Source organism: Streptomyces sp. NPDC091272, assembly GCF_044757485.1.
Taxonomy (GTDB): Bacteria; Actinomycetota; Actinomycetes; order Streptomycetales; family Streptomycetaceae; genus Streptomyces.
In genome coordinates, this window is sequence record NZ_JBIVVC010000017.1 from 6,905 (window position 1) to 33,468 (window position 26,564).

Annotated in this window: 28 protein-coding genes, 1 tRNA gene and 1 riboswitch; of the genes, 10 read left to right on the plus strand and 19 right to left on the minus strand. The window is 70.0% G+C overall.

Annotated elements, in window-relative coordinates:
* Positions 1-155: 155 nt before the first annotated feature.
* Together ACIQM4_RS32385 and ACIQM4_RS32390 are read right to left on the minus strand one after the other, a co-directional pair.
* On the minus strand, positions 156-452 hold the full coding sequence (locus tag ACIQM4_RS32385; protein WP_401598995.1) for a GroES family chaperonin: 297 nt from the start codon (positions 450-452) through the stop codon (positions 156-158).
* A 103-nt stretch (positions 453-555) separates the two neighbouring features.
* Complete coding sequence (locus ACIQM4_RS32390; protein WP_401598825.1) at positions 556-876, minus strand: DUF3618 domain-containing protein; 321 nt, start codon at positions 874-876, stop codon at positions 556-558.
* Positions 877-1,006: 130 nt separating this feature from the next.
* Between ACIQM4_RS32390 and bcp the strand changes: the two genes are divergently transcribed.
* The 3 genes from bcp (at position 1,007) to ACIQM4_RS32405 (ending at position 3,295) form a co-directional block, all read left to right on the plus strand.
* The gene (gene bcp, locus ACIQM4_RS32395) at positions 1,007-1,474 is read left to right on the plus strand and encodes a thioredoxin-dependent thiol peroxidase (protein ID WP_401598827.1); all 468 of its coding nucleotides are present in this window, start codon (positions 1,007-1,009) and stop codon (positions 1,472-1,474) included.
* Positions 1,475-1,665: 191 nt separating this feature from the next.
* On the plus strand, positions 1,666-3,162 hold the full coding sequence (gene proP, locus ACIQM4_RS32400; RefSeq protein ID WP_401598829.1) for a glycine betaine/L-proline transporter ProP: 1,497 nt from the start codon (positions 1,666-1,668) through the stop codon (positions 3,160-3,162).
* 49 nt (positions 3,163-3,211) lie between these two features.
* Positions 3,212-3,295, plus strand: a tRNA-Leu gene (locus tag ACIQM4_RS32405).
* 62 nt (positions 3,296-3,357) lie between these two features.
* On the opposite strand, the gene rdgB is transcribed toward ACIQM4_RS32405, so the two are convergent.
* The 4 genes from rdgB to ACIQM4_RS32425 form a co-directional block, all read right to left on the minus strand.
* Positions 3,358-3,963, minus strand: a complete 606-nt coding sequence (rdgB, locus tag ACIQM4_RS32410) for an RdgB/HAM1 family non-canonical purine NTP pyrophosphatase (RefSeq protein ID WP_401598831.1) — start codon at positions 3,961-3,963, stop codon at positions 3,358-3,360.
* A 10-nt stretch (positions 3,964-3,973) separates the two neighbouring features.
* Positions 3,974-4,363, minus strand: a complete 390-nt coding sequence (locus ACIQM4_RS32415; protein WP_401598832.1) for a hypothetical protein — start codon at positions 4,361-4,363, stop codon at positions 3,974-3,976.
* Positions 4,364-4,436: 73 nt separating this feature from the next.
* Positions 4,437-5,189, minus strand: a complete 753-nt coding sequence (rph, locus tag ACIQM4_RS32420; protein ID WP_401598834.1) for a ribonuclease PH — start codon at positions 5,187-5,189, stop codon at positions 4,437-4,439.
* Positions 5,190-5,312: 123 nt separating this feature from the next.
* Entirely contained in the window at positions 5,313-5,546 is a 234-nt protein-coding gene (locus ACIQM4_RS32425; protein WP_401598835.1) for a glucose PTS transporter subunit EIIB, read from the minus strand.
* A 234-nt stretch (positions 5,547-5,780) separates the two neighbouring features.
* Here ACIQM4_RS32425 and ACIQM4_RS32430 point away from each other — a divergent pair, with 234 nt between their 5' ends.
* Both ACIQM4_RS32430 and ACIQM4_RS32435 read left to right on the plus strand, forming a co-directional pair.
* Positions 5,781-7,076, plus strand: a complete 1,296-nt coding sequence (locus ACIQM4_RS32430; RefSeq protein ID WP_401598837.1) for a PTS transporter subunit EIIC — start codon at positions 5,781-5,783, stop codon at positions 7,074-7,076.
* A gap of 291 nt (positions 7,077-7,367) precedes the next feature.
* Positions 7,368-8,639, plus strand: coding sequence for a PTS transporter subunit EIIC (locus tag ACIQM4_RS32435; protein WP_401598839.1), 1,272 nt, complete (start codon positions 7,368-7,370; stop codon positions 8,637-8,639).
* Between the two features lie 96 nt (positions 8,640-8,735).
* Here ACIQM4_RS32435 and ACIQM4_RS32440 read toward each other — a convergent pair whose 3' ends face one another.
* The gene (locus ACIQM4_RS32440; RefSeq protein ID WP_401598841.1) at positions 8,736-9,488 is read right to left on the minus strand and encodes an MBL fold metallo-hydrolase; all 753 of its coding nucleotides are present in this window, start codon (positions 9,486-9,488) and stop codon (positions 8,736-8,738) included.
* Between the two features lie 397 nt (positions 9,489-9,885).
* Between ACIQM4_RS32440 and ACIQM4_RS32445 the strand changes: the two genes are divergently transcribed.
* The 3 genes from ACIQM4_RS32445 to ACIQM4_RS32455 all read left to right on the plus strand — a co-directional run bounded on the left by ACIQM4_RS32445 (position 9,886) and on the right by ACIQM4_RS32455 (position 13,384).
* The gene (locus ACIQM4_RS32445; protein ID WP_401598843.1) at positions 9,886-10,371 is read left to right on the plus strand and encodes a type II toxin-antitoxin system PemK/MazF family toxin; all 486 of its coding nucleotides are present in this window, start codon (positions 9,886-9,888) and stop codon (positions 10,369-10,371) included.
* A gap of 434 nt (positions 10,372-10,805) precedes the next feature.
* Positions 10,806-11,984, plus strand: coding sequence for an acyltransferase family protein (locus ACIQM4_RS32450; RefSeq protein ID WP_401598845.1), 1,179 nt, complete (start codon positions 10,806-10,808; stop codon positions 11,982-11,984).
* Positions 11,985-12,184: 200 nt separating this feature from the next.
* Complete coding sequence (locus ACIQM4_RS32455; protein ID WP_401598847.1) at positions 12,185-13,384, plus strand: glycosyltransferase; 1,200 nt, start codon at positions 12,185-12,187, stop codon at positions 13,382-13,384.
* Between the two features lie 87 nt (positions 13,385-13,471).
* Here the strand turns inward: ACIQM4_RS32455 and ACIQM4_RS32460 are convergent, their stop codons facing one another.
* The 10 genes from ACIQM4_RS32460 to clpS form a co-directional block, all read right to left on the minus strand.
* Positions 13,472-14,422: a PLP-dependent cysteine synthase family protein gene (locus ACIQM4_RS32460; RefSeq protein ID WP_401598849.1), complete on the minus strand. Its 951-nt coding sequence runs from the start codon at positions 14,420-14,422 to the stop codon at positions 13,472-13,474.
* A gap of 1 nt (position 14,423) precedes the next feature.
* A complete protein-coding gene (locus ACIQM4_RS32465; protein ID WP_401598851.1) occupies positions 14,424-14,708 on the minus strand; it encodes a MoaD/ThiS family protein in 285 nt (94 codons plus the stop codon).
* Positions 14,709-14,822: 114 nt separating this feature from the next.
* Positions 14,823-14,924: a putative leader peptide gene (locus tag ACIQM4_RS32470; RefSeq protein ID WP_401598852.1), complete on the minus strand. Its 102-nt coding sequence runs from the start codon at positions 14,922-14,924 to the stop codon at positions 14,823-14,825.
* A gap of 69 nt (positions 14,925-14,993) precedes the next feature.
* Positions 14,994-15,767, minus strand: coding sequence for an ABC transporter ATP-binding protein (locus tag ACIQM4_RS32475; RefSeq protein ID WP_401598854.1), 774 nt, complete (start codon positions 15,765-15,767; stop codon positions 14,994-14,996).
* Between the two features lie 109 nt (positions 15,768-15,876).
* Complete coding sequence (locus tag ACIQM4_RS32480; protein ID WP_401598855.1) at positions 15,877-16,923, minus strand: FecCD family ABC transporter permease; 1,047 nt, start codon at positions 16,921-16,923, stop codon at positions 15,877-15,879.
* 7 nt (positions 16,924-16,930) lie between these two features.
* The gene (locus ACIQM4_RS32485; protein ID WP_401598856.1) at positions 16,931-17,923 is read right to left on the minus strand and encodes an ABC transporter substrate-binding protein; all 993 of its coding nucleotides are present in this window, start codon (positions 17,921-17,923) and stop codon (positions 16,931-16,933) included.
* A 38-nt stretch (positions 17,924-17,961) separates the two neighbouring features.
* Positions 17,962-18,109, minus strand: a riboswitch (cobalamin riboswitch).
* 47 nt (positions 18,110-18,156) lie between these two features.
* Positions 18,157-18,573, minus strand: a complete 417-nt coding sequence (locus ACIQM4_RS32490) for a Mov34/MPN/PAD-1 family protein (protein WP_401598858.1) — start codon at positions 18,571-18,573, stop codon at positions 18,157-18,159.
* A gap of 144 nt (positions 18,574-18,717) precedes the next feature.
* The gene (locus tag ACIQM4_RS32495; protein WP_401598860.1) at positions 18,718-20,172 is read right to left on the minus strand and encodes an amino acid permease; all 1,455 of its coding nucleotides are present in this window, start codon (positions 20,170-20,172) and stop codon (positions 18,718-18,720) included.
* Between the two features lie 360 nt (positions 20,173-20,532).
* Positions 20,533-21,132, minus strand: a complete 600-nt coding sequence (locus ACIQM4_RS32500; RefSeq protein WP_401598862.1) for a DUF2017 domain-containing protein — start codon at positions 21,130-21,132, stop codon at positions 20,533-20,535.
* Positions 21,132-21,446, minus strand: coding sequence for an ATP-dependent Clp protease adapter ClpS (clpS, locus tag ACIQM4_RS32505; protein ID WP_401598864.1), 315 nt, complete (start codon positions 21,444-21,446; stop codon positions 21,132-21,134). Before clpS ends, ACIQM4_RS32500 begins: the two co-directional genes overlap by 1 nt.
* A gap of 99 nt (positions 21,447-21,545) precedes the next feature.
* Between clpS and ACIQM4_RS32510 the strand changes: the two genes are divergently transcribed.
* On the plus strand, positions 21,546-22,874 hold the full coding sequence (locus tag ACIQM4_RS32510; protein ID WP_401598866.1) for a nicotinate phosphoribosyltransferase: 1,329 nt from the start codon (positions 21,546-21,548) through the stop codon (positions 22,872-22,874).
* 121 nt (positions 22,875-22,995) lie between these two features.
* Positions 22,996-23,580, plus strand: coding sequence for an isochorismatase family protein (locus tag ACIQM4_RS32515; protein WP_401598868.1), 585 nt, complete (start codon positions 22,996-22,998; stop codon positions 23,578-23,580).
* A gap of 42 nt (positions 23,581-23,622) precedes the next feature.
* Here the strand turns inward: ACIQM4_RS32515 and ACIQM4_RS32520 are convergent, their stop codons facing one another.
* Entirely contained in the window at positions 23,623-23,928 is a 306-nt protein-coding gene (locus ACIQM4_RS32520) for a hypothetical protein (RefSeq protein WP_401598870.1), read from the minus strand.
* A gap of 154 nt (positions 23,929-24,082) precedes the next feature.
* Positions 24,083-26,482, minus strand: a complete 2,400-nt coding sequence (locus ACIQM4_RS32525; RefSeq protein WP_401598996.1) for an immune inhibitor A domain-containing protein — start codon at positions 26,480-26,482, stop codon at positions 24,083-24,085.
* Positions 26,483-26,564 lie beyond the last annotated feature (82 nt).

Sequence of the window (26,564 nt, forward strand, 5' to 3'; positions counted from 1 at the left end):
TAAACTAAAACCGGTAATACGCGGGGGGGGGTGGTTTTGGCCGCCCCGGGCCGGGGGGTTGGGGGGGGGGCCCTACCATGTTAAAAACTGGGGGGGGGGGGGGGGGGCCCCCTGGCCCCCCCCCCCCCACCCGCACCCAACCGCCCGCCGCAGGCCTACAGATAGAGGCCGGTCGAGTCCTCGGACACCCGCTCGGAGGCGACCGCGTGCAGGTCGCGCTCCCGCATCAGTACGTAGGCGGTGCCGCGCACCTCGACCTCGGCGCGGTCCTCCGGGTCGTACAGCACCCGGTCACCGGGCACCACGGACCGTACGTTCTGGCCGACCGCGACCACCTCGGCCCAGGCCAGCCGCTTGCCGACGGCCGCCGTCGCCGGAATCAGGATGCCGCCGCCCGAACGGCGTTCGCCCTCGGGCGAGTCCGACCTCACCAGCACCCGGTCGTGCAGCATCCGGATGGGCAGCTTGTCGTCGTTGGCGTCGCGGGGACGGGTCTTCTCGCTCACGCCACGCAACCTACCCGCCCCCACCCGCACGGGCCGAGACAGGGGGGCGTCAGGCCCTGCGGCGGCGGGTGGACAGGACGAGCAGCCCCACGACCGCCACGGCGACCACGCCCACCGGCACCAGCCGGTCGAGCCGCGGCGCGCCCTCGGCGTCCACGAACCGTGCGCGCACGTCCGTCACCTTGCGGTTGACCGCGACGAAGGCACGCCCCGCGGTCTCGTCGACGGCCGACCTCGCCTTGGCCTTCGCGTCGCCCACGATCGTCTTGGGATGCAGCCGCACGCCGATCTCGTCGAGCGTCACCGCGAGCTGGTCGCGCCTGCGGACGATGTCCGCCTCGATCTGCGCAGGGGTCCTGGCTTCCGACACTGCGCCGCCTCCGTGGTCCGGTCCGGTAATCCGTCGTGAGCAGTCTGTCAGCTCCCGCGCCCGTACACCCATCGGCACCCCCATTACGCTCAACCCGTAACCCGCCCTCCACCCTCACCTGGGAGTCCCCATGAGCGAGCGCCTGGCGCCCGGCGACACCGCCCCCCTCTTCACGCTGCCCGACGCCGACGGCAACGACGTCTCCCTCGCCTCCCACAAGGGCCGCAAGGTCATCGTCTACTTCTACCCGGCCGCCCTGACCCCCGGCTGCACCAAGCAGGCCTGCGACTTCACCGACAACCTGGACGTGCTGGCCGCCGCCGGGTACGACGTCATCGGCGTCTCCCCCGACAAGCCGGAGAAGCTCGCGAAGTTCCGCGAGAAGGAGTCCCTGAAGGTCACGCTGGTCGGCGACCCCGACAAGTCGGTGCTCACCTCCTACGGCGCCTTCGGCGAGAAGAAGCTGTACGGCAAAACGGTGACGGGCGTCATCCGCTCCACGGTCGTCGTCGACGAGGAGGGCAAGGTCGAGCACGCCTTCTACAACGTCAAGGCGACCGGCCACGTCGCGAAGATCATCAAGGACCTGAAGATCTGAGCCACGCGCGGCCCGCCCCGGGCCTGCCCGGGGCCCGCCACCGCCGGCGCGCCCGCGCTCTGCCGTGGCTGGGCCGTTCGGCCGTCGATTTGCGTGACGGAAGTCCCAGATCCCTGGGACTTCCGTTTGCAACCGTCGCGATTGTGCAGAAGTAACCCTTGGATACGTGTCCGAGGAAAGGAATCTGCACCATGGCGCTCAGCGGCCCCGAGAGAGCTGAGGATCCCGAGGCGGTCAAGCGTCACCGGAACCTCTTCCGCACCATCAAGCGACGCAAGAACCCGCCGCTGCGGCGCTCCGACATCACCGTCACGGACGAGGCAGCGGTCAAGCGCGCCACCAAGGCAGCCTCCCTCGGCAACGCCATGGAATGGTTCGACTTCGGCATCTACAGTTATCTCGCCGTCACCATCGGTCAGGTCTTCTTCCCGTCCGGGAACGACACCGCGCAGCTCCTCTCCTCCTTCGCGACCTTCGCCGTCGCCTTCCTGGTGCGCCCGCTGGGCGGCATGTTCTTCGGCCCCATGGGCGACAAGATCGGCCGCAAGAAGGTCCTCGCGCTCACGATGATCCTGATGTCGATCGGCACCCTCGCCATCGGCCTCATCCCGTCCTGGGACTCCATCGGCATCTGGGCACCGATCCTGCTGATCTTCTTCCGGATGGTCCAGGGCTTCTCCACCGGCGGCGAGTACGGCGGTGCCTCCACCTTCATCGCCGAGTACGCGCCCGACAAGCGCCGCGGCTACTTCGGCAGCTTCCTCGAATTCGGCACGCTGGCCGGTTACGTCGGCGCGGCCGGCCTGGTCACCGCCCTCACCGCGATCCTCGGCAACGACGTGATGCGCGAGTGGGGCTGGCGCATCCCCTTCCTCGTCGCCGCGCCGATGGGCCTGATCGGCCTCTACCTGCGGCTGAAGCTGGACGAGACCCCCGCCTTCCAGAAGCTGGAGTCGGAGAACGCCCGCGCGTCCGAGGCCGCGGACGCCGTCGAGAAGACCACCAAGGGCGACCTGGCGAAGATCTTCCGCACGTACTGGCCGACCCTGATCCTCTGCATCTGCCTGGTCGGCGCGTACAACGTCACTGACTACATGCTGCTCTCGTACATGCCGACCTATCTCTCGGACGAGCTCGGCTACTCGGAGACCCACGGCCTGCTCATCCTGCTGGGCGTCATGGCCTTCCTGATGTTGATCATCAACCAGGTCGGCAAGCTCAGCGACCGCTTCGGCCGCAAGCCGCTGCTGATGGCGGGCATGGTCGGCTTCTTCGTCCTCTCCCTGCCGGCGTTCCTGCTGATCGGCCAGGGCAGCATCCCCGCGATCATCATCGGCATGCTGATGCTGGGCCTGTCGCTGGTCTGCCTGCTCGGCACGATGTCGGCCGCCCTCCCGGCCCTCTTCCCGACCTCGGTGCGCTACGGCTCCCTCTCGGTCGGCTACAACCTCTCCGCGTCGATCTTCGGCGGTACGACCCCGCTGGTGATCACCGGCCTGATCGCCTGGACCGGCAACAACCTGATGCCGGCGTACTACTCGATGGCGGCGGCCCTGATCGGCATCATCGCGGTCGCCTGCATGAAGGAGACCGCCCAGAAGCCGCTGGCCGGCTCCCCGCCGTCGGTCGAGACAAAGGAAGAGGCCGCAGAACTGGTCGAGGCCCAGGCCCGCGAACCGAAGTTCTGACCGCGCGCTCCGCCCGGCGGCGCGCGCACCTTACGATGGGTGCGCGTCGGCGGCCGTGGTGGAATTGGCAGTCACGCTGGGTTTAGGTCCCAGTGGGGTAAAACCCGTGGGGGTTCGAGTCCCCCCGGCCGCACACAGCAAGAAGGGCCGCCCGTCCGAGACGGGCGGCCCTTCCGCGTACCTGCCGACGGGACTTCAGCCCAACACCTCCCGCAGCACCGGCACCAGCGCCCTGAATGCCTTGCCGCGGTGGGAGATCGCGTTCTTCTGCGCCGGGGTGAGTTCCGCGCAGGTGATGTCGTACCCCTCCGGCTGGAGGATCGGGTCGTAGCCGAAGCCGTTGGTGCCGGCGGGGGCCGTGCGCAGGGTGCCGGGCATGGTGCCGAAGACGACGCGTTCCGTGCCGTCCGGGAGGGCGAGGGCCGCCGCGCAGACGAAGTGGGCGGCGCGGTGCTCCGGGCCGATGTCGGCGAGCTGGGCGAGGAGGAGGTCCAGGTTGGCCCGGTCCTCGCCGTGGGTGCCGGACCAGCGGGCGGAGAAGATGCCGGGGGCGCCGTGCAGGACGTCCACCGCGAGGCCGGAGTCGTCGGCGACGGCGGGCAGGCCGGTCGCCTGGGCCATGGCGTGGGCCTTGAGGAGGGCGTTCTCCGAGAAGGTGACGCCGGTCTCCTTGACGTCGGGGATCTCCGGGTAGGCGTCCGTGCCGATCAGGTCGTAGGGGAGATCGGCGTCGGCGAGGATCGTGCGGAGCTCGGTGATCTTGCCGGCGTTGCGGGTGGCGAGGATGAGGCGGGAGGTCATGCCCTCCAAGTTACGGCGTGCAGACCTTGCCGATTTCGCCTGCCGCGTCGGTGACCGGCTTGAGGTCGGGGGTGGTGTCGCCCGAGTCGATGGCCTTGCGGACGTTGTCCACGCCGGCGCCCAGGTCCGTGACCGCCTTGGCGAGGTCCGCGTTGTCGGTCCTGTCGCCGAGGGACTTCAGTTCGCGGTCGATGTCGTTCAGCGCCTGCTGGGACTGGAGCGGGTTCTCGGAGGCGGAGGCGATCGCCGTGCTGAGCCTGTCGACGCTCGCGGCGATGGTGGTGGCCGTGCTCGCGCAGTCCATGGCCTTGTCGAGGGCTCCGCAGCCGACGGCGAGCGGCAGCGCGAGGGCGGTGGCCGCGAGGGCCAGGGCGGTGCGGCGGCGTACGTACGACTGCATGGAGCGGGTCCTCCCCCGAGGAACGACGACGGCTGGACGGGCGTACGGGGTTCAGTCCGTACGCCCGTATCCGTTACGACGCGGCAGGGGCGTCCGTGGTTGCCGCGGTCAGGGCGCGGGCCTGGAGGGCCGCGAGGTCGGCGCAGCCGCCGGCGGCCAGGTCGAGCAGGGCGTTGAGTTCGGCGCGGTCGAAGGGCTCGGCCTCGGCGGTGCCCTGGACCTCGACGAAGCGGCCGTCGCCGGTGCAGACGACGTTCATGTCGGTGTCGGCGCGGACGTCTTCCTCGTAGCAGAGGTCGAGGAGCGGCTTTCCGTCGACGATGCCGACGGAGACGGCGGAGACCGTGCCGGTGAGGGGTTCGCGGTTGTGCTTGATGAGCTTCTTGGCCTTGCCCCAGGCGATGGCGTCGGCGAGGGCGACGTAGGCGCCGGTGATGGCGGCGGTGCGGGTGCCGCCGTCGGCCTGCAGGACGTCGCAGTCCAGCACGACGGTGTTCTCGCCGAGGGCCTTGTAGTCGATGACTGCGCGCAGCGAGCGGCCGATGAGGCGGCTGATCTCGTGGGTGCGTCCGCCGATCTTGCCGCGGACGGATTCGCGGTCGCCGCGGGTGTTGGTGGCGCGCGGGAGCATCGAGTACTCGCCGGTGACCCAGCCTTCGCCGCTGCCCTTGCGCCAGCGCGGGACGCCTTCGGTGAAGGAGGCGGTGCAGAAGACCTTCGTGTCGCCGAAGGAGACGAGGACGGAGCCCTCGGCGTGCTTGCTCCATCCGCGTTCGATGGTGACCGGGCGGAGCTGTTCGGGGGTGCGGCCGTCGATTCGAGACATGGTGAGGAGCCTAGTCGGTGGCTGCGAACCGCTGGTTCCGGATTGCGCGAAGGCCCTGTTCCGGCCGGTTGATGTGGCTGGAACAGGGCCTTCGGGGTGCCGTGGGGCGGTGAGCTCAGTGGCTCACATCATGTCTTCGATCTCGCCGGCGATCGGGTCGGCGTCGGTGCCGATGACGACCTGGATGGCGGTGCCCATGCGGACGACGCCGTGGGCGCCGGCGGCCTTCAGCGCGGCCTCGTTGACGAGGTCCGCGTTGACGACCTCGGTGCGCAGGCGCGTGATGCAGCCCTCGACCTCTTCGATGTTGTCGAGCCCGCCGAGCCCGGCGACGATCTTCTCAGCCTTGGTGGCCATGTGTTTCTCCTTGAGTGGTCAAAGGTCGCTGCATCACGCCGCGTCGGCCCAGCGTTGGCCGCTTCGTCACGTTAACCCACGCTTGGCCCAACTTCTCGGGCGCACGGGGCTGCCGTGACGAAAGATGACGATCACCGGTGGTGCGTGGTCAGACGCACTTCCGGGACCGTATCGCGACTGGTCTACACCAGTGTGCAACATCCGCGAGGGATGGCTTGTTCCGGGAGGACGTCCATGAGTGTGCAGAGCGCGGCTCCGCCGTCGCCGAAGTGGTGGAACGGCCTCTTCCAGGGCCTGCAGAAGATGGGTCGGAGCCTTCAGCTGCCCATCGCGGTGCTGCCGGCGGCGGGCATCCTGAACCGGCTGGGCCAGCCGGACGTGTTCGGCGCGGACGGCCTCGGCTGGGAGAACGTCGCCAAGGTGATGATGGGGGCCGGCGGCGCGCTGCTGGACGCCAACATCGGGCTTCCGCTGCTGTTCTGCGTGGGTGTCGCGATCGGCATGGCCAAGAAGGCGGACGGGTCCACGGCGCTCGCCGCGGTGGCGGGCTTCCTCGTGTACTACAACGTGCTGCACCAGTTCCCGAAGGACTGCACGGGCGGCGCCAAGGCCGCGGCGACGGGGTGCCAGGCGGCGGACGGGGCCGTGACGGCGTTCGAGTACCAGAATCCGGGGGTGTTCGGCGGCATCGTGATGGGGTTGCTGGCGGCGTACTTCTGGCAGAAGTACCACCGGACCAAGCTGGTCGACTGGCTCGGCTTCTTCAACGGCCGGCGGCTGGTGCCGATCATCATGTCGTTCGTGGCGATCGTCTTCGCCGCGCTGTGCCTGTGGGTGTGGCCGCCGGTGGGTGACGCGCTGGAGAGCTTCAGTGACTGGCTGATCGGACTGGGCGCGCTCGGTGCGGGCATCTTCGGCGTCGCCAACCGCGGGTTGCTGGTGATCGGGCTGCACCAGTTCCTGAACGTGCCGATCTGGTTCCAGTTCGGCAGCTACACCAAGCCGGACGGTTCGGTGGTGCACGGTGACATCAACCGGTTCCTGGCAGGCGACCCGACGGCGGGCCAGTTCACCACCGGTTTCTTCCCGATCATGATGTTCGCGCTGCCGGCCGCGGCGCTCGCCATCACGCACTGCGCCAAGCCGCACCGGCGCAAGGCCGTCGGCGGTCTGATGCTGTCGGTGGGTCTGACGTCGTTCGTCACCGGCATCACGGAGCCGTTGGAGTACTCGTTCCTGTTCATCGCGCCGCTGCTGTACGCGATCCACGCGGTGCTGACGGGTGTGTCGATGGCGGTGACGTGGGGCCTGGGGGTCAAGGACGGCTTCAGCTTCTCGGCCGGTCTGATCGACTACGTCATCAACTGGGGGCTCGCGACCAAGCCCTGGATGATCATCCCCATCGGGCTGTGCTTCGCGGCGGTGTACTACGCGCTGTTCCGCTTCGCGATCACCAAGTTCAACCTCCAGACCCCGGGCCGTGAGCCGGAGGAGCTGGAGGAGGAGATCGAGCAGGCGAACACGAAGTAGTCCCGGACGACAAGTAGCTGTATACGGCAATGGGTTCGGGGCTTACGCCCCCTACCCCAAGGCCCTCGGACCCTCGCGGTCCGGGGGCCTTTGTCTGTTGTGCGGGGCTGTGTCCCGGACCACCGGAATCGGGGGTTCCTTATCTCACCCTCACCGTGTTACAACTGGTCTACACCACTGAGTGGTGTAGACCACGCGTCCGACCGGTTCGGTCCGCGTGAACCCCGGAGACGCCGCCGTCACCATCTTTTCCCATGTCCCCGGCGGCGCCTTGCCCCCATGGAGGATCAGATGTCCAAGGCCAGCGCCGCCGCACCCGCGGCCGACAAGAAGAAGAAGGGCGCGGGCGTGATGGCTGTCATGCAGCGCATCGGCCGCAGCCTGATGCTGCCGGTCGCCGTGCTGCCGGCGGGCGCGCTGCTGATCCGCCTCGGCCAGCCCGACATGCTGGGCCGCGAGTCCTTCGGGGCGTTCATCAACAAGATCGCCACGTTCATGGCGGCCGGCGGCAGCGCGATCATCGACAACATGGCGATCCTCTTCGCCGTCGGCATCGCGATCGGCTTCGCCAAGAAGTCGGACGGCTCGACCGCCCTCGCCGCGGTCACCGGCTACCTGGTCTTCCAGAAGGTGCTCGCCACCTTCACCGACGGCAACCTCCCGAAGGTCGCCTCGGTCGTCGAAGGCAAGATCGTCATGGCCGAGGCCCCGGTCAACGCGGGTGTCCTCGGCGGTGTCGTGATGGGCATCGTCGTCGCGCTGCTCTACCAGCGCTTCTACCGTACGAAGCTGCCCGACTGGGCCGGCTTCTTCGGCGGCCGTCGTCTGGTCCCGATCCTCTCCGCCTTCGCGGGTCTGTTCATCGGCGTCATCTTCGGCTACATCTGGCCGGTCCTCGGCACCGGTCTGCACAACTTCGGTGAGTGGCTGGTCGGCTCGGGCGCGGTCGGCGCCGGCATCTTCGGTGTCGCCAACCGTGCGCTGATCCCGGTCGGCATGCACCACCTGCTGAACTCCTTCCCGTGGTTCCAGGCCGGTGAGTTCGAGGGCAAGCACGGCGACATCTCCCGCTTCCTGGCGGGCGACCCGACCGCGGGTCAGTTCATGACCGGCTTCTTCCCGATCATGATGTTCGCCCTCCCGGCGGCCTGCCTCGCGATCGTCCACTGCGCCCGCCCCGAGCGTCGCAAGATCGTCGGCGGCATGATGTTCTCGCTGGCGCTCACCGCCTTCGTGACCGGTGTGACCGAGCCCATCGAGTTCACCTTCATGTTCCTGGCGCCGGTGCTCTACGGCGTCCACGCGGTGCTGACCGGTGTCTCGATGGCCCTGACCTGGGCGCTCGGCATGAAGGACGGCTTCGGCTTCTCGGCCGGTGCGATCGACTTCCTGCTGAACCTGGGCATCGCGACCAAGCCGTGGATGCTGGTCCTGGTCGGCCTCTGCTTCGCGGTCGTCTACTACTTCGTCTTCCGCTTCGCGATCACGAAGTTCAACATCCCCACGCCGGGCCGCGAGTCCGACGAGGAGCTGGCGGAGCTGCAGAAGGCTGAGGCCAAGTAGTCGGCCCGGCCCGAGGTACGCAGTAGGAGGCAGGGCCCCGGAACCAGTCGGTTCCGGGGCCCTGCCTCCTTGTCATACGTACGGCCTGCGGTACGGCTAGACCTCGTACACCGCGCCCCTGGTCGCCACCTCTGCGGGGCCCCGGTAGGTCTGGCGGGCGTCGCTCAGGTTGCGTTCGGCGTCGGTCCACGGCGGGATGTGGGTGAGGACGAGGCGGCCGACGCCCGCCCTCTGGGCGTACTCGCCCGTCTCGCGGCCGTTCAGGTGCAGGTCCGGGATGTCCTCCTTGCCGTGCAGGAACGATGCCTCGCAGAGGAAGAGGTCGGCGCCCGACGCGAGCTCGTCCAGCGCCTCGCAGGGGCCGGTGTCCCCGGAGTACGTGAGCGCGCGCCCGCCGTGTTCCAGACGGATGCCGTACGTCTCGACGGGGTGGCGCATCTTCTCCGTGCGGACGGTGAAGGGGCCGATCTCGAAGGTGCCCGGCTTCAGGGTGTGGAAGTCGAAGACCTTGCTCATCGAGTCCGGGGACGGGGTGGCACCGTGCGCCGTGGTCAGCCGTTCCTGGGCGCCGTCGGGCGCGTACACCGGGATCGAGGGGGCCATGCCGCCGTCGTGCCGGTAGTAGCGGGTGACGAAGTACGCCGTCATGTCGATGCAGTGGTCGGCGTGCAGGTGGCTGAGGAAGATCGCGTCCAGGTCGTACAGACCGGTGTGGCGCTGCAGCTCGCCGAGGGCGCCGTTGCCCATGTCGAGGAGCAGCCGGAAGCCGTCGGCCTCTACGAGGTAGCTCGAGCAGGGCGATTCCGTGGAGGGGAACGAGCCCGAGCAGCCGACGACGGTGAGCTTCATGGAGCGGGAACCTCCGGGTGCGGGTGTGGGAATGAGGAGGGGGCCGGGTGCCGGGGTACGGGGCGGGGTCCCGAGCTCTCCGCTGTGGTGGGGTCCGGGAGCCCGTTCGGGAAGGGGCGGACTGTGCGCGGGCGGCGAGCGCACGGATGGATCGAGCGTAAGTCGCGTCGGGAGCGCCCGCTCCTCGGTGGTGTGCCGTTGTGGGGGAACTCACCTGTGCTGTCACCGGTTCGGGGGGAGCGCGCGGGGGCGCGGGCACGCGCCGTGCCGTGGACGGCCGTGCCGCGGGAACACACTTTCCCCGCCGGGGTGTTGGACGCGCCCGCCACGGCCCGGCCGCCGGTCGTGAGCAGGCCGCGCGGTGCCGGGGTCCGGCCCGCCCGGTACCGTCGGGCGCATGGACATCTCGTGGTGGTGGGCGCTGGTCGGCGTGGTGGTGCTGGCGCTGATCGCCGCCCTCAGTGACGGGTGGGGCCGCGGGCAGCGGGCGAGGCGGCAGCGGCCCGGCGGGCGGACCCGGCCGCCTGGCCGGCCCACCGGCCCCCGGCGGAAACCGGCCGGCCGGCCGCAGCGGACGCCGCAGGCCGGGGAGATCTGGTGGGCCGACGTGCCGTACGAGGACGGGCCTGGGTCCAAGGACCGGCCGTGTCTGGTGCTGTCCGTACGGGGTGGGAGCGCGCGCGTCGCGAAGATCACGAGCAAGCCGCACCAGGACCGCCCCGGCGTGCTCGCGCTGCCGCCGGGGTCCGTCGGCGACGCCGAGGGGCGCCAGAGCTTCCTGGAGACGGACGAGCTGCGGGACGTGCCGGTGCGGGAGTTCCGCCGCCGGGTCGGCGACGCGGACCCCGAGATCTGGCAACAGGTCCGCCACCTCGCCCACTGAGGACGGGTCGTCGGGGGACGGGGGCGGGGACCGGCGCCGCCGGGACGTGGGCCGGTGCTGGAGACGAACCCCTCCGTGCGGCCCGCGGTGGGGCGAGGGCCCGTGCTGAAGCAGCCCCCTTCCGGCACGGCTCGCGGTGGGACGAGGGGCCGCGTGAAGCCGACCTCCTCCCTTCGGCCCACGGCGGGACGAGGGCCCGTGCTGGCGCCGGCCCCTTCCCTGCCGCCCACGGCGGGACGAGAGCCCGTGCTGGCGCCGACCCCTTCCCCCGGGCGCGGCCCGCCGTGGGATCCGAGGCGGGCGGGGCCGAACACAGGGGGAGGCCGTGACCGGGTTCGGGTCTGGCAGGTTAGGCACCTCGACCTGGGTCTGTTCGTCGTACTGCGGCCGCCGGCCCTTCCCGAAGAGCCGAAGAGATGCCTGTGCCTGTCTCCGTGTCTGCGACCACGATTCCCGTCCCCCGCTCGCGCCCGGCCCTCCTCCCCCGCCCCGTCCTGCGTCCGCTGCGTCCGGCCCTGCCCGACCGGCTGGACTGTCTCACCAGCCTGCGCTTCTTCGCCGCGTTCGCCGTGTTCACCCATCACTTCACGGGGCTCGGCAACCACTCCGGCTACGGCACCGCGCCGCTGATCTTCCCGTACTCGCTGATCGGCGGGCACGGCGTCACCTTCTTCTTCGTGCTGTCCGGGTTCCTGCTCTCCTGGGGCCACCGGCCAGGGCAGCACCTCGGGGCGTTCTACTGGCGGCGCGCGGCGCGCATCTGGCCGGCCACGCTGGCTGCCGCGCCGCTCGCCGTGTACGCGTTCTTCGTGCTGCCGCAGAAGGACATCGACGTGAGCAGCCTGCTGGCGTCGCTGTTCCTGGTGCAGTCGTGGTTTCCCGGCGTCACCCCGAACCTGCCGGGCAACGGGCCCACCTGGACGCTGGGCGCGGAGCTGTTCTTCTACGCGCTGTTCCCGCTGGTCATCAGCTGGGCGCGGCGGACCAGGACGGGGGTGCTGCTGGTCCTGAGCGGGCTCGGCCTCGCGGGCATGTTCGTGGTGAGCACGGCCGCCGACGCGCTGCTCGACGGGCCGACGGCGAGCTGGGTGCAACGGCACCCGGTGTTCTTCTTCCCGCAGTTCGTACTGGGGCTGACCTTCGCACTGGCCCTGCGCCGCGGCTGGCGGGTGCCGCTGCGGCCTGCCGTGCCGCTGGTGCTGCTCGCGCTGGGCACGTACGGCTACTACCAGGGCAAGGCGCGCTGTGCGCCGGAGGTCGTGGCGTACCTCGACGCGGCGGTGCGGCCGGTGCTGGCGGTGCTGGCCGTGCTGATCGTGGTGGCGTTCGCGCAGCGGGAGGCGGCGGGGCACCGCGGGGTGCTGCAGTCGCGGGCGATGGTGCTGCTCGGCGTGTGGTCGTACTCCTTCTATCTCGTCCACCACTCGGTGAACCGGCTGCTGATCGAGCGGTGGGGGCGCGGCGGGGACGACAACAGCGTGCTGATCGACCTGCTCGGGGTCGCGGTCGTCTCGCTGACGCTGTCCTGGGCGGTGTACCGGTACGTGGAGGACCCCGCGGCGCGGTGGCTGAACCGGCGGGTGCCGAGGCGCTGGCGGTCGGTGCGCCCCTGAGTGCCGGACGCGGGGAGTACAGGGAGTCAAGGGTTTAGGGGTGTAGGCGTGGAGGGGTCGTGCAGGGACGCGGGCCCGGCGGTCGGCAACAGGCGGGGCCGCCGTCCCTCGCGTTAGCCTGGCGTTGACATGTCCGCTCTGCACGGGGCCGCATCTCCGTGCTCTTCCACGAGCGGTTCCCCCACGCTGAGGACTTGCCCATGGCTCTCCTGTCCGCTCCCACGAACGATCGAATATCCAGTCGGACGAACACTCCGAGGGACATCTTCTTCGTCAACAACAGCGTGGACGAGCTCGGCGGGGTCACCAGCTGGTCCCACCACATGGCTCGGCTGTTCAGCGACCGCGGTCACGCCGTGCACGTCGTAGGCATCACCCCGGCGCCCGACGGCCGCCGGGCGGAGCTGCCCGAGGGCCTCCCGTACGGCACGACGACGCTGTACGACGCGCACCCGCCGGGCGCCCGCGTCCTCAAGGGGCTCAAGGGCCGGCTGAACGTGGCGGAGCAGCGCAAGCAGGCGGCGCGGCAGGCGGGCATGGAGGAGCAGGCCGCGAAGCTGTCGCTGCTGTTCGGGGCCGCGCGACCGGGCAGCATCGTCATCGTCACGCAGGTGTGGGCGATGGAGTGGGTGGCTCTCGCGGAGACGGCCGGGGTGACCGTGATCGGCATGAGCCACGAGTCCTTCGAGGCGTCGCGGAAGTCCTCGCGGTTCCGCCGGGTCAAGCAGTTCTACCGGGATGTGGACCGGCTGCTCGTCCTCACGCGTGAGGACGCGGACCTGTGGATCCGCCAGCACCTGAACAATGTGGGCTTCATGCCCAACCCGCTGCCCTTCTTCCCCGAGGAGCCCTCGCGGCGCGAGGCGAAGACGGTGGTCAGCGTCGGCCGGCTGTCCCACGAGAAGGGCATCGACCTGCTGCTCGACGTCTGGGCGCAGGTCTGTGGCCGCCATCCGGACTGGAAGCTGCGGATCTTCGGCGCCGGTCAGGACGAGCGCAAGCTGCACAAGCTGGCGGCCGAGCTGGGCATCGCGTCGTCGGTGGAGTGGATGGGCCGCACCAACGATGTGCCGGGGGCGCTGCGGGACAGCTCGGTCTTCACGCTGACCTCGCGCCACGAGGGGTTTCCGCTGGCGCCCATGGAGGCGATGGCGTCGGCGGTGCCGTGTGTGTCCTTCGACATGGCGCCGGGCATCCGGGAGATCGTCACCGACGGTGTGGACGGTTTCGTCGTGAAGCCGGGCAACACCACGCTGTTCGCCGAGCAGCTGGACGCGCTGATGACCGACAAGGATCTGCGCGACAGCATGGGTGAGGCGGGCCGGGCGAACATCCAGCGCTTCTCGACCGACAAGATCACCGCCCGCTGGGAGGACCTCTTCGCCTTCCTGGAGCGCTAGCCGTACGGCTGCGGGCCCCGGGCCCGTGGCACGAGCAGGGGCCCCGGCGGACGTCGCCGGGGCCCCTGCTCGTCGTACCGCGGCTGCTCAGGCCCAGAGCTGCCCGTGCAGTGTCTCGATGGCGGCTTCCGTCGTCGGGGCGGTGTAGACGCCCGTCGAGAGGTACTTCCAGCCGCCGTCGGCGACGACGAAGACGATGTCGGCGCTCTCGCCCGCCTTGACCGCCTTCTTGCCGACCCCGATCGCCGCGTGCAGTGCGGCGCCGGTGGAGACGCCCGCGAAGATGCCCTCCTGCTGGAGGAGTTCGCGGGTCCGGGTGACCGCGTCGGCGGAGCCCACGGAGAAGCGGGTGGTGAGGACGGAGGCGTCGTACAGCTCGGGTACGAAGCCCTCGTCGAGGTTGCGCAGACCGTAGACGAGGTCGTCGTAGCGGGGTTCGGCGGCGACGATCTGGATGCCGGGCCGGTGCTCGCGGAGGTAGCGGCCGACGCCCATCAGGGTGCCGGTGGTGCCGAGACCCGCCACGAAGTGGGTGATGGAGGGGAGGTCGGCGAGGACCTCGGGGCCGGTGGTGGCGTAGTGCGCGCCGGCGTTGTCCGGGTTGCCGTACTGGTAGAGCATCACCCAGTCCGGGTGCTGGGCGGCGAGCTCCTTGGCGACGCGGACGGCCGTGTTGGAGCCGCCGGCCGCCGGGGAGGGCACGATCTCGGCGCCCCACATGGCGAGCAGGTCCCGGCGTTCCTGCGAGGTGTTCTCGGGCATCACGCAGACGATGCGGTAGCCCTTGAGCTTCGCCGCCATGGCCAGCGAGATGCCGGTGTTGCCGCTGGTGGGTTCCAGGATGGTGCAGCCGGGGGTGAGCCGGCCGTCCTTCTCGGCCTGTTCGACCATGTGGAGCGCGGGGCGGTCCTTGATCGAGCCGGTCGGGTTGCGGTCCTCCAGCTTGGCCCAGACGCGTACGTCCTCGGAGGGCGAGAGGCGCGGCAGCCGGACGAGCGGGGTGTTGCCGACGGCGGAGAGCGGGGAGTCGTACCGCATGTCAGCGGGAGCCGCCCGCGACGGCGGGCAGGATCGTCACGCTGTCGCCGTCGGCGAGCTTGGTGGAGATGCCGTCGAGGAAGCGGACGTCCTCGTCGTTGAGGTAGACGTTGACGAAGCGGCGCAGTTCGCCCTTGTCCTTCTCGACGATGCGCTCCTGGATGCCCGCGTGCCGGGTCTCCAGGTCGGCGAAGAGGTCGGCGATGGTGGCGCCGCTGCCCTCGACGGCCTTCGCGCCGTCGGTGTGGGTGCGGAGGATGGTGGGGATGCGGACCTCGATGGCCATGGCGTGGGCTCCAGTCAGGGAGTACGTGCGTGGGAGGCACGTGCGTGGGAAGGGCGCGCGCGGCAGTTCCTCCCCCGCGCGAGGGGGCGTTGCTGGTGCGCGGACGTACGCGCGTCAGGCCGTACAGATGGCGCTGTCGAGCCTGCACAGGTCGACGTGCAGGCGCGCAACGAGCATGACGGGGCTCGGCGTCTCTCTCACGTCATGGGCAACCATGCGGTCATCGTATAGATTCCCGGCCCGGATCCAGGTATGTGATCTCAGCAGGCAAGACGAATGCGTCCGTCAGATGGACGCGGGGAGGTAGACCACGGTCGGCGCCCCGGTCGTCGGATGCTCACTGACCTCGGCGTTCACCCCGTAGACCCGCTTGAGGAGGTCGGGAGTGAGGACCTCCGCGGGGGTGCCCTCGGCGACGATGCGACCCGCGTCGAGGACGTAGAGGCGGTCGCAGTAGTACGCGGCGAGGTTGAGGTCGTGCAGGGCCAGCAGGTTCGTGGTGCCCAAGTCGCGCACCAGGGAGAGCACTTCGAGCTGGTAGCGGATGTCCAGGTGGTTGGTGGGCTCGTCCAGGACGACAACGGCGGGCTCCTGGACCAACGCGCGTGCCACGAGGGCGCGTTGGCGCTCGCCGCCGGAGAGGGAGGGGAACGGGCGGTCGGCGAGGGCGTCGATGCCGACGCGCCCCAGCGCGGCCCGCACCAGAGCGGCGTCGGCCGCGGTGTCGGCCTCCCAGAACCTCTTGTGCGGGGAGCGGCCCATCGCGACGACCTCGCGGACGGACAGCTCGAAGACGGCCTGGCCGTCCTGCGGGACGGTGGCCAGGCGCCGGGCGCGCTCCTTGGCACCCATGGTGTGCAGGTCCTCGCCGTCCAGGAGGGCGCGGCCGTGGGTGGGGGCCAGGGTGCCGTAGACGCAGCGCAGGAGGGTGGTCTTGCCGCTGCCGTTGGGGCCGACGAGACCGACGGTCTCGCCCGCGCGGGCCTCGATGTCGACGGAGTCGACGAGGTGGCGGCCGTCGGTCCCGTACGAGAGCCCCTCTGTCCGCAGTGTGGTCATGCCGGGACTCCTCGGGGACGGTGCGGGGCGGGCGGGGACGGTGCGGGGCGGGCGGGGGCGGGCGGGACGAAGGGCCGGGCGTGAGGGCCTGCCCCGCCCTGGCGTCGGCTCATGACGGCGCCTCCTCGGGTCTGCGGCGCAGCAGCCACAGGAAGAAGGGGCCGCCGATGAGGGCGGTGAGGATGCCGACCGGGATGTCCTGGGGTTCGGCGATGACGCGGGCGCCGAGGTCGGCGAGGACCAGGAAGGCGGCCCCGGCGAGCGCGACGACCGGCAGCAGTGTCCGGTGCGAGGCCCCGACCAGCATCCGGGCGGCGTGCGGGACGAGCAGGCCGATGAAGCCGATCGCCCCGGAGACGGAGACCAGGACGCCGGTGACGAGGGAGGACAGGACGAATACGCCCGCCCGGAAGCGCGAGGTGTCGAGCCCGAGGACGGTCGCTCCCTCCTCCCCCACCAGCATCAGGTCGAGCGGCCTGGCGAGGGCGACGAGCAGCGCGGTACCCGCCGCGAGGACGACGGCCGGCAGCAGGAGCATGTCCCACCGGGCGCTGCCGAGGCCGCCGAGCGTCCAGTACATGGCTTCCTGGAAGTGCTCGCGCTTCGCCGAGGTGACCATGACCAGGCTGGTCAGCGCGGACAGGATGTACGCGACGGCGACCCCGGCGAGGACGAGCCGGGTGCCGGTCATCCGGCCGCCGCGCCTGGCGAGGCTGTAGACGAGGACCAGCGCGAGCAGCGAGCCGGCGAACGCGCCCGCCGGCATGGTGACGGTCGTCGCGAGGCCCAGCCCGCTGCCGATCCCGAAGACGATGACCAGGACGACGCCCGCCGACGCCCCGGAGGAGATGCCGAGCAGGTACGGGTCGGCCAGCGGGTTGCGTACGAGCGCCTGGAGCACCGTGCCGACCACGGCCAGGCCCGCGCCGACGATCGCGCCGAGCAGGACGCGCGGCATCCGTACGTCCAGGACGATCGTGCGGAAGGGGCTCGGCTCCGCGCCGCCCGTGACGATGTCGAGGACCTGGGAGGCGGGGATGCGGACCTGTCCGAGGGCGAGGCCCGCGACCGTCGCCGCCGCGAGTGCGGCGGCGAGGACGGTGAGGACGAGGGTGTAGCGGAGCGGCCCGCGGGCGGGCGGTGTGCGGCAGCTCACGGCGGGGCTACTTCTTCAGCTCGGGGTGGAGCTGGGTGGCGAGGCGTTCGATCGCGGCGGGGGCCCGGACGCCGACCACCAGCTCGGAGAGCGGCAGCACCGCGAACCTCTTGTTCTTCACCGCGGGCACGTCCTTCAGCGCCGGGTCGTCGAGCAGCCGCTTCTTCTTCTGCTCGACGGTGGTCGCGCCGTAGTCGATGATCATGATGACCTCGGGCCTGCGGGTGACGACCTGTTCCCAGGAGGCGTCGGTGAAGGACTTCGGGACGTCCGCCATGACGTTCCTGCCGCCGGCCCGGGTGATCATCTCGTTGGCGATGCCCTTGCCGCCCGCGGTGGAGGCGGTCTTGTCGCCACTGTCGTACGCGAAGACGCTGACCGGCTCGACACCGGCCAGCCGGGCCGCGGTGTCCTTGACCGTCTTCTTCGCGCCGGCGACCCAGGCGTCGGCGCGCGCGCCGACGCCGAAGGTGCGGCCGGTCTCGGTGACTTCCCGGTAGATGTCGTCGACGGCGCTGCTGCCCTCGGTGCAGTACTCGATGTTGAGCCGGGAGTCGATGCCGGACTTCTTGAGGTCCGCGCGGCCGGTGCCCTGCTTGGGGTCGAAGGCGGAGGCGTAACCGCCGTAGACGAAGTCGGGGTCGGCGGCGAGGAGCTTCTCCTTGGAGGGGTACTCCTTGGCGACGACGGGGATCTTCGCGTAGTCGGCCGCGTACTTCGGGAGGATCTTGTCGTCGAGGTAGGCGGTGCCGGTGACGGACTTCGCCAGGCCGAGTTCCAGGAGGACCTCGGTGGCGTGCTGGTTCATCGCCAGGGCGCGCTCGGGGGGCTTGGTGTACGTGGTCCGCACGCCGCAGTTCTCGACGGTGTACGGGAAGCCGGGGGCGGCCTTCGCCCGGTCCCTCGCCCCGGTGTCCTGCGGCTCGCCCGCGCAGGCGGTGAGCGGGAGCAGGGTGGCTGCGGCGGCGGCTATGACGAGCGTGCGGCGGAACGCGGGCATGACGGTGGGCCTCCTCGGGGGATGTCCTCGTCCCCTCGTACGGATGGGAGGCGGCAGGTCAGTTCCTGGCTTCCGGGCCTGCGAGGGCCTGGTCACAGTGGCGGGACCGTGCCGGATTCACACCGGCTTCCTGGGTTCTGCCGCCCAGGTCGCGCACAGTCTCTCACCTGGGAGGAAGCGGCCGTCCTCCCAGGCACGTCCAGGCACGTCACCACTGCCGGCGGCGGCCCCGGCTAGCCGGCCACCTGTACCTCTTCCTCCGTGATCACGCCGTCCACGATCCGGTAGGACCGGAACTGGAACTCACCGAGGCCGTCCGCGTCGGCCGTCGACACCAGGACGTAGTGGGCGCCCGGCTCGTTGGCGTAGGTGACGTCCGTGCGGGACGGGTAGGCCTCGGTGGCCGTGTGCGAGTGGTAGACGATCACCGGTTCCTCGTCCCGGTCGTCCATCTCCCGGTACAGCTTCAGCAGGTCGCCCGAGTCGAACTCGTAGAAGGTGGGCGAGCGCGCCGCGTTCAGCATCGGCACGAAGCGCTCGGGGCGGCCCGTCCCCTCCGGCCCCGCCACCACGCCGCACGCCTCGTCGGGGTGGTCGGCGCGCGCATGGGCCACGATCTGGTCGTAAACGGTCCGGGAAATGGTCAGCATGCGGCCCAGGATATGCAGAAGGCCCCGCCCGTACCGAGGAGTGGTACGGGCGGGACCGAATGCTGGACGACCTGGCGGACTACCTGCGGGACGACCCGCCGGACGATCTGCTGGACGACCCGCCGGACGACCCGCCCGACGGTGTTACTTCTTGGCCGCGAACTTCTCCGGGTTCCTGGCCTTCATCACCAGGTAGGAGACGCCCAGCAGCAGCGCCCACACCGGCGCGCAGTACAGCGAGATCCTGGCGTCCTTGTCGATGCCCATCAGCACGATCACCATCGCGATGAACGCCAGCGCGAACCAGCTGGTCCAGGGCGCGCCCGGGGCCCGGAACGAGGACTTCGGGAGCACGCCCGCGTCGGAGAGCTTCCGGTAGCGGATCTGCGAGCAGAGGATCATGATCCAGGCCCACATGCCGGAGATGGTCGCGAAGGAGACGACGTAGTTGAACGCCTCGCCCGGCCACTGGTAGTTGATCCACACGCCGACCAGCATGAGTGCGGCGGAGAACGAGGTGCCGGCCAGCGGCAGCCCGCGTGCCGTCAGCTTGGTGAAGAACTTCGGCGCCTGTCCGTTGAGCGCGAGGTCGCGCAGCATCCGGCCGGTGGAGTACATGCCGGAGTTGCAGGAGGACAGCGCCGCGGTGAGGACGACGAAGTTGACGATGGCGGCGCCGACGCCCAGGCCCATCTTCTCGAAGGCCGCGACGAACGGCGAGATGCCGGGCTGGAAGTGCGTCCAGGGCACCACCGAGAGGATCATGATCAGCGCGCCGACGTAGAAGACGGCGATGCGCCACGGCACGGTGTTGATGGCCTTCGGCAGCACGGTCTTCGGGTCCTTGGACTCGCCCGCGGTCACACCGACCAGCTCGACGGCGAGGAAGGCGAACATGACCATCTGGAGCGTCATCAGCGTCGAGCCGATGCCCTTGGGGAAGAACCCGCCCTCGGACCACAGCAGCGAGACGGACGCGGTGTCACCGGCGTCGGAGAAGCCGACGGTCAGGATGCCGGCGCAGATCAGGATCATGCCGATGATGGCGGTCACCTTGACCATCGAGAACCAGAACTCGAGCTCGCCGAAGAGCTTCACCGAGATCAGGTTGGCGCCGAAGAGGACGACCGTGAAGATCAGCGCGAAGACCCACTGCGGCTGGTTGATCCAGCCGGTGGCGTCCTTCGTCCAGTACTGCATGTACTCGGAGGCGGCGGTGACTTCCGTGATGCCGGTGACGACCCAGAAGAGCCAGTAGGTCCAGCCGGTCACGAATCCGAAGAACGGGCCGAGGAACTCCCGTGCGTACTCCGAGAAGGAGCCGGAGACCGGGCGGTACATCAGCAGCTCGCCGAGCGCCCGCATGATGAAGAAGATGACCAGGCCCGCGACGGCGTACGCGAGGATCAGGCTGGGGCCCGCCTTGGAGATGCCCTTGCCCGCGCCGAGGAAGAGGCCGGTGCCGATGGCGCCACCGATGGCGATCATCTGGATCTGGCGGGCACCCAGTCCTCGCTGGTAGCCCTCGCCGGACTCGCCCTGCGCGTTCTCGGCCTCACTGCCGTCGCCCGTTTGGTTGTCGACCTGCACTGAGGTCATGGTGGTGCGCCTTTCTCCATGCGATCCGGCCGTATCGCTCAAGGTGCGCGGCTCGGACCGACTGTGACGATCCTTGCTCGGGGCGTCCGCCCCCGGATGTGGATGGAGTGCATCGCCGGGTTCGTCCGGCGACAGCGCCCCCACGGACAGGGGTGGCGTCCGTGGGCGGTCGTGCAGATCTATCACGCCCGGCGCGTTGATCGACTGATGGTTTGTGCCCTATTGCACAGGGAAAAGCAGACAAAACTCCCCTGCGGCAGCAAAGCACACAGGGGAGGTAACCCGATCGTTATTCGGATTTGAGCGTCCGATGAGCGAACGCCGGGGTTTCGAGGGGTGATACGCGCCGTGCGGCGCGGGTCACGGCATCAGGGTCTCGACCAGGGTCTCCTGCAACCCGCCCAGCCACAGATAGGCCATCACCATCGGTTTGCGCGGGTCCTCGTCCGGCAGGTGGAGAAGCATGTCGCCCTCGTCCTCCTCGGTGATCTCCAGCCGGGAGGCGATGGTGAGGCGCAGGTCGTTGAGGGTGCCGAGCCAGCGCCTGGACTCCTCGGGCGCCAGCTTGAGCACGAGGCCGCTCTCACCCTCGTCCGCCGCCGAGGTCAGCGCGTCCAGGCTCCGTACGACGGACAGCGCGTCCTCGCGCTTGCGGGTGCGCAGGTCGTTCTCGGTGAAGCGCCGGAATTCCGCGGACGCGGCCCGCTGCTCCTTGTCGGGCTCACTGCGCGGATCGGCGTACGCCTCGGGGAAGAGCCGGGCCAGCGCCGGATCGGTGGGGGCCTCGCTCGGCCCCTCGGCGAAGAGCGCGGCGAGCGGGTCCTCGCCCTCCACCGGCTCGTCGCCCGGCCCGATCAGTTCGAGCAGCTGCACGGCGAGGGAGCGCAGGATGGACGTCTCGACGGGGTCCAGGGCGACGGCGGCGCCGTCACCGGGGACCGCCTCGAAGTAGCCCGGCATCAGTTCCGGTCCTGGGAGAGGGTCGCCCACAGTCCGTACCCGTGCATGGCCTGCACGTCGCGCTCCATCTCCTCGCGGCTGCCCGCGGACACGACCGCCCGGCCCTTGTGGTGGACGTCGAGCATCAGCTTGTTCGCCTTCTCCTTGGAATACCCGAAGTACGTCTGGAAGACGTACGACACATAACTCATCAGATTGACCGGGTCGTTGTGGACCAGGGTCACCCAGGGGGTGTCCGGCTCGGGGACGACGGACGTCTCCTCGGCCGACTCGGGGCGTTCGATCTCTACGGGGGCGACACTCACCCTTCCCATGCTGCCACCGCGGGGGAGCAGGCGCACAAACGACCCCCGCCGCCCGTTCGGCGCACCCCATTTCGTCACTCTGACGAGATCGGGGGTAGCATCCCTCGTATGAACACAGCGGATCTCGGCCTGCCGGTGGATGTTCCCTCGACAGCGCTCTTCACCGACCAGTACGAGCTGACGATGCTCCAGGCAGCGCTGCGCGCCGGCACCGCCGACCGGCGTTCCGTCTTCGAGGCCTTCACCCGAAGGCTCCCCTCCGGCCGCCGCTACGGCGTCGTCGCCGGTACGGGCCGCGTCCTGGACGCCGTCGAGAACTTCCGCTTCGACGCCGACGTCCTCGCCTTCCTGGAGGAGCAGGACATCGTCGACGGGCCCACCCTTGAATGGCTCGCCTCGTACCGCTTCAACGGCGACATCTGGGGCTACCCGGAGGGCGAGGTCTACTTCCCCGGCTCGCCGATCCTGCGGGTGGAGGGCAGCTTCGCCGAGTGCGTGCTGCTGGAGACCGTCATCCTCTCGATCCTCAACCACGACTCGGCGATCGCCGCCGCCGCCTCGCGGATGGCCGCGTCGGCCGGTGAGCGCCCGCTCATCGAGATGGGCGCCCGCCGCACCCACGAGCTCTCCGCGGTCGCCTCGGCCCGCGCCGCGTACGTCGGCGGCTTCACCTCGACCTCGGACCTGGCGGCGGGCTTCCGCTACGGCATTCCCACCGTCGGCACCTCCGCGCACGCCTTCACCCTGCTCCACGACAACGAGCGCGACGCCTTCCAGGCGCAGGTGAACTCGCTCGGCAGCGGCACCACCCTCCTGGTCGACACGTACGACGTGACCGAGGCGGTCCGCACGGCCGTCGAGGTCGCCGGTCCCGACCTGGGCGCCGTGCGCATCGACTCGGGCGACCTGCTGCTGGTCGCCCACCGCGTCCGCCAGCAGCTCGACGAGCTGGGCGCCACCCGCACCAAGATCGTCGTCACCTCCGACCTGGACGAGTACGCCATCGCCTCGCTCGCCGCGGCCCCGGTGGACGCGTACGGCGTCGGCACCCAGCTGGTCACCGGCAGCGGGCACCCCACCTGCTCGATGGTCTACAAGCTGGTCGCCCGCGCCGAGTCGGCCAGCCCGAAGGCGCCGCTGGTCCCGGTCGCCAAGAAGTCCATGGGCGCGAAGTCCTCGCGCGGCGGACGCAAGTGGGCGGCCCGCCGCCCGGACGCGTACGGGATCGCCGAGGCCGAGGTCATCGGCACCGGACCGGTCCCCGCCGACCTCGCCGGCCACCAGCTCCAGGTGGAACTCGTGAAGTCGGGCGAGGTCGTCGCCCGCGAACCCCTGGACGCGGCCCGCGACCGGCACAAGGCCGCCCGCGGCGCGCTGCCGATGTCCTCGGTCCAGCTCTCCCGCGGCGAGCCCGTGATCCCCACCGAGTACCTGTGAGCCGCCCGCCGCAGCGCGGATCGCGCCTACGCCCGCACCACGCCCACTCCCCCACGGCCGCCTGAGTCTCTACTCTCAGGAGCACGACCGCCCACCCCACTCCCGCGCTGAAGGGCATGCCATGCACCGCGCCTTGATCGTCGTCGACGTGCAGAACGACTTCTGCGAGGGCGGCAGCCTCGCGGTCGCGGGCGGCGCGGACGTCGCCGCCGCGATCACCGAGCTGATCGGCGAGTCCCAGGCCGGTTACCGCCACGTGGTCGCCACCCGTGACCACCACATCGACCCCGGCGACCACTTCTCTCCGAACCCCGACTACGTGAACTCCTGGCCGGTGCACTGCGTCGCGGGCACCGAGGGCGTCGGCTTCCACCCCAACTTCGCCCCCGCGGTCGCGTCGGGCGCCATCGCCGCGGTCTTCGACAAGGGCGCGCACTCCGCGGCGTACAGCGGCTTCGAAGGTACGGACGAGAACGGCGCGACCCTCGCCGAGTGGCTGCGCGCCCATCACGTCACCGAGGTCGACGTGGTCGGCATCGCCACCGACCACTGCGTGCGCGCCACCGCCTTGGACGCGGCCCAGGAGGGCTTCACCACGCAGGTGCTGCTGGATCTGACGGCCGGGGTGGCCGCGCCGACGACGGAAGCCGCCCTGGAGGAGCTCCGTGCCGCGGGCGTGGACCTGACCGGCAAGCCGGTGGTCTGACCACCTGGTCCGATCCGCTGTCCGGCAGGCCTCCCGGACCTCTCAGGCCGGCCGCAGCAGGGCGCGGATCGGGTGCCAGAGCTCCTCGCGGGACTGCGGGGCGGTGCGCCACAGCAGGCCGTCCGGGTGGTGCAGGACGGCGGTGATCTCGTCCAGGGTGGGCGGCTCCGCGTTGCCGCGCAGATAGACCGCGCGCAGGCCCAGGTTGCGGAGCCTGGTCAGGGCCCTGGCGCGGTTGGCCGCGTGGACGAGTATGCGGACCTTGGTGTTCGTCGGGCCGGGGCGCGGCAGGGTCAGTGCCACCACCACGCTCCCGTTCGGGAGTCTGTTGAAACCTCCTGCGGACATGCCTGTCACTCCCCCGTGCGACATCGGGGAACTGCCCCGTGAGACGTCGCGTCAATAGCGAGTAGGTAAGAGGCATCTAAACGCGATCGGCCGCCGCCCGCTAGAGGGGCGGCGGCCGATCATGCTCTGACCTGGGGAAATGGCCTAAAAGTGATTACCGGCCGGCGGCCTTGCTGACCAGGATGGACATCGTCCGGCCGTCCAGCGGCTGTCCGACGATCGAGATCCGGGTGTTGGTGTCAGTTGTCTTGACGCTTCCCGTGGGGTTCTCCTCGGACCAGTAGGTGTTCTTGTGGTCGTCGAAGTACGGGACGCCGAGCTGGGCCGGGACGCGGGTGGCGACGCCCTCCTTGTGGAGGGTGAAACCGGGGTTCGGGAACCAGCTGAAGGCGGCGTCGTACGGCTGGATCTTGTTGGAGATCAGCTTGCCGGTGTTCTGCCACTTCAAGGGCTTGTGGTGGGCGTCGACCGGCAGGAGCAGGCCCTTGCCCGGGTGCTCGCTGACGTTGTTGTTGCGCTGCGAGGTGTCCCACTGCCAGATCACGAGACCGGGGCGGTAGGCGTAGTGCTCGACCCAGTCGGGGCGGTCCGTCTTCTGGAAGCCGAAGTTGTACGGGCCGGAGCTGAGGGTCTTGTCGTAGCTGACGTACTGGCGGTTCTCGGCGATGTAGTACTGCTCGAAGTCGCCGTTGACGGAATCGCCGACGCGGGAGAAACCGCGGACGGTCCAGCCGTTGTCGTCGCCCTCGGCGTTGTCGGTGAATACGGGGGCGCCGTCGGCCTGCACGGTGATGTTGTCGGCCGTGAAGCCCTTGCCGCCCGCGCCGCCGTCGGTCTTGTAGCGGAACCGGACACCGATCTTCTTGCCCGCGTACGCGTCGAGCGGGAAGACCAGCTTCTTGTGGGTCTGCGAGACACCGGTGATGGCGGGCTTGTCGCCGCCGTCGCGGGTGATCGGCTCACCGTCGGCGGTGCCGTCGATGGACTGCCAGCTGGCGCCGCCGTCGGTGGAGACCTGGGTGTAGAGGTAGTCGTAGTCGGCCTCGATGTCCCACCAGCCGGTGAGTTCGAGGGACGCCTTCGCCTTGCCCGTCAGGTCGACGTCGCGGGTGAGCGTGTTGTTGAGGTCGTCGCCGTAGTCCGACCACCACTGCTTGGCGCCCTCGGCGGGCTTGACCACCTCGGTGGTGACGTTCTTCTTGGGCAGTTCGACGACGACGGCCTGCGGGTTCTTCGTGTTGTACTCCGAGACGCCCAGCTTGTGCAGGGACGTCTTGGCGGCCTTGGCCTTGTCGTAGTCGAGCCAGCCGAGCTGGAGCTTGTCCCAGGCGGTCATGTCGCCGGGGAGGTCACCGATCTCGTTCTTGCCGGTGCCGAGCCAGGAGCCCGCCGACATCAGCGACCAGAAGCCGACCGAGTTCTCGGCGGTGTTGGTCGTGTCGTAGAGGTCGGGCAGGCCCAGGTCGTGGGCGTACTCGTGGGCGAAGACGCCCAGGCCGCCGTTCTCGGGCTGCGCGGTGTAGTCGCCGACCCAGATGCCGGTGTCGCCGATCGGGGTGCCGCCGGCCTTGAAGCCCGCGGGGCCCGTCTCGCCGTCGTCGCGGCCGAACGCGTAACCGCGGTGTGCCCACACGGCGTCGGTGCCCTGGGCGCCGCCGCCCGCCGAGCCGTCCTCACCGGCGTGCACGACCTGGAAGTGGTCGATGTAGCCGTCGGGCTCGTTGAAGTTGCCGTCGTTGTCGTGGTCCGTGCGGTCCCACGCGTCGTACTTCGTGAGGTCGGCCTTGATCTGTGCGTCGGTGCGGCCGGCCGCCTTCTCCTTGGCCACCCAGGCGTTGACGCCGTCGCGGACCAGGTCCTCGACGTTGGGGCAGTTGTTGCTGCCGCAGTAGTCCGAGCCGTAACGGGCCTCGTTCGCCTCGACCTTGACCCAGTCGGAGACCCTGCCCTCGACCGAGTAGCGGCCCGATGAGGTCTTCTCGTAGTACGTCTTGAGGGACTCGACGGGCTTGCCGTCGGGGCCCTTGCCGGTACCGAAGTACAGGTTCTGGAAGTGGGCCGAGTTGTAGTCCTGCTGCCAGGCGGTGGAGTTGTCCTTCTTGCGGTCGGGCTCCGCTATCTGGTTGTGCAGCGGTCCCGGGGTGCCGCCGTACTTCTTGATCGGCGGCTTCGGACCGCTGCCGTCCGGGTCGTACATCGTGGTGTTGTCGACCTTGTCGCCGAACTCGACCAGGATCGTGAAGATCTGGTCGGTGCGCTCACGGCCGAGCTCCACGTACTTCTTGTCGTCGAGCTTGACGACGCTGGAACTGCCTCGCTTCTCCGCCTTCTTGGTCCCCCTGAGGACCTCCTCCAGGGCGGTCTCGCGCTGCTGGGCCTGCTGGGCGCTGTACGGGCCGTCGATGACGTGGCCCTTGTCGCCCTTGCCTGCGGCCCCGCCCGAGTCCGGCTGCGCCGGGTCCTGGTGGCCCACGGCCGCCGGGAGCCGCACCGGCGCAGCGGCCTGCGCGGTGGCGAAGGTGGAGGCGGTGGCCGCGGTCGCTGCCAGCGCCACGAGCACGGCGGTGCCTCGCAGGGCACGTCTCTTGACTGTCACTTGGTGGTGTCCTCCCCCGCGGGCCGGCCGGCCCGAAGGG

Excerpts from the sequence above, each read along its gene's own strand:
- ACIQM4_RS32460 (WP_401598849.1), bottom strand. The coding sequence starts at position 14,422 with ATGCGGTACGACTCCCCGCTCTCCGCCGTCGGCAACACCCCGCTCGTC.
- ACIQM4_RS32465 (WP_401598851.1), bottom strand. The coding sequence starts at position 14,708 with ATGGCCATCGAGGTCCGCATCCCCACCATCCTCCGCACCCACACCGAC.
- ACIQM4_RS32475 (WP_401598854.1), bottom strand. The coding sequence starts at position 15,767 with ATGACCACACTGCGGACAGAGGGGCTCTCGTACGGGACCGACGGCCGC.
- ACIQM4_RS32440 (WP_401598841.1), bottom strand. The coding sequence starts at position 9,488 with ATGAAGCTCACCGTCGTCGGCTGCTCGGGCTCGTTCCCCTCCACGGAA.
- ACIQM4_RS32520 (WP_401598870.1), bottom strand. The coding sequence starts at position 23,928 with ATGTCCGCAGGAGGTTTCAACAGACTCCCGAACGGGAGCGTGGTGGTG.
- ACIQM4_RS32515 (WP_401598868.1), top strand. The coding sequence starts at position 22,996 with ATGCACCGCGCCTTGATCGTCGTCGACGTGCAGAACGACTTCTGCGAG.
- ACIQM4_RS32385 (WP_401598995.1), bottom strand. The coding sequence starts at position 452 with ATGCTGCACGACCGGGTGCTGGTGAGGTCGGACTCGCCCGAGGGCGAA.
- ACIQM4_RS32445 (WP_401598843.1), top strand. The coding sequence starts at position 9,886 with ATGGACATCTCGTGGTGGTGGGCGCTGGTCGGCGTGGTGGTGCTGGCG.
- rdgB (WP_401598831.1), bottom strand. The coding sequence starts at position 3,963 with ATGACCTCCCGCCTCATCCTCGCCACCCGCAACGCCGGCAAGATCACC.
- ACIQM4_RS32500 (WP_401598862.1), bottom strand. The coding sequence starts at position 21,132 with ATGCCGGGCTACTTCGAGGCGGTCCCCGGTGACGGCGCCGCCGTCGCC.
- bcp (WP_401598827.1), top strand. The coding sequence starts at position 1,007 with ATGAGCGAGCGCCTGGCGCCCGGCGACACCGCCCCCCTCTTCACGCTG.
- ACIQM4_RS32430 (WP_401598837.1), top strand. The coding sequence starts at position 5,781 with ATGAGTGTGCAGAGCGCGGCTCCGCCGTCGCCGAAGTGGTGGAACGGC.
- ACIQM4_RS32490 (WP_401598858.1), bottom strand. The coding sequence starts at position 18,573 with ATGCTGACCATTTCCCGGACCGTTTACGACCAGATCGTGGCCCATGCG.
- ACIQM4_RS32415 (WP_401598832.1), bottom strand. The coding sequence starts at position 4,363 with ATGCAGTCGTACGTACGCCGCCGCACCGCCCTGGCCCTCGCGGCCACC.
- clpS (WP_401598864.1), bottom strand. The coding sequence starts at position 21,446 with ATGGGAAGGGTGAGTGTCGCCCCCGTAGAGATCGAACGCCCCGAGTCG.
- ACIQM4_RS32425 (WP_401598835.1), bottom strand. The coding sequence starts at position 5,546 with ATGGCCACCAAGGCTGAGAAGATCGTCGCCGGGCTCGGCGGGCTCGAC.
- ACIQM4_RS32435 (WP_401598839.1), top strand. The coding sequence starts at position 7,368 with ATGTCCAAGGCCAGCGCCGCCGCACCCGCGGCCGACAAGAAGAAGAAG.
- ACIQM4_RS32495 (WP_401598860.1), bottom strand. The coding sequence starts at position 20,172 with ATGACCTCAGTGCAGGTCGACAACCAAACGGGCGACGGCAGTGAGGCC.
- proP (WP_401598829.1), top strand. The coding sequence starts at position 1,666 with ATGGCGCTCAGCGGCCCCGAGAGAGCTGAGGATCCCGAGGCGGTCAAG.
- rph (WP_401598834.1), bottom strand. The coding sequence starts at position 5,189 with ATGTCTCGAATCGACGGCCGCACCCCCGAACAGCTCCGCCCGGTCACC.
- ACIQM4_RS32485 (WP_401598856.1), bottom strand. The coding sequence starts at position 17,923 with ATGCCCGCGTTCCGCCGCACGCTCGTCATAGCCGCCGCCGCAGCCACC.
- ACIQM4_RS32510 (WP_401598866.1), top strand. The coding sequence starts at position 21,546 with ATGAACACAGCGGATCTCGGCCTGCCGGTGGATGTTCCCTCGACAGCG.
- ACIQM4_RS32455 (WP_401598847.1), top strand. The coding sequence starts at position 12,185 with ATGGCTCTCCTGTCCGCTCCCACGAACGATCGAATATCCAGTCGGACG.
- ACIQM4_RS32470 (WP_401598852.1), bottom strand. The coding sequence starts at position 14,924 with ATGGTTGCCCATGACGTGAGAGAGACGCCGAGCCCCGTCATGCTCGTT.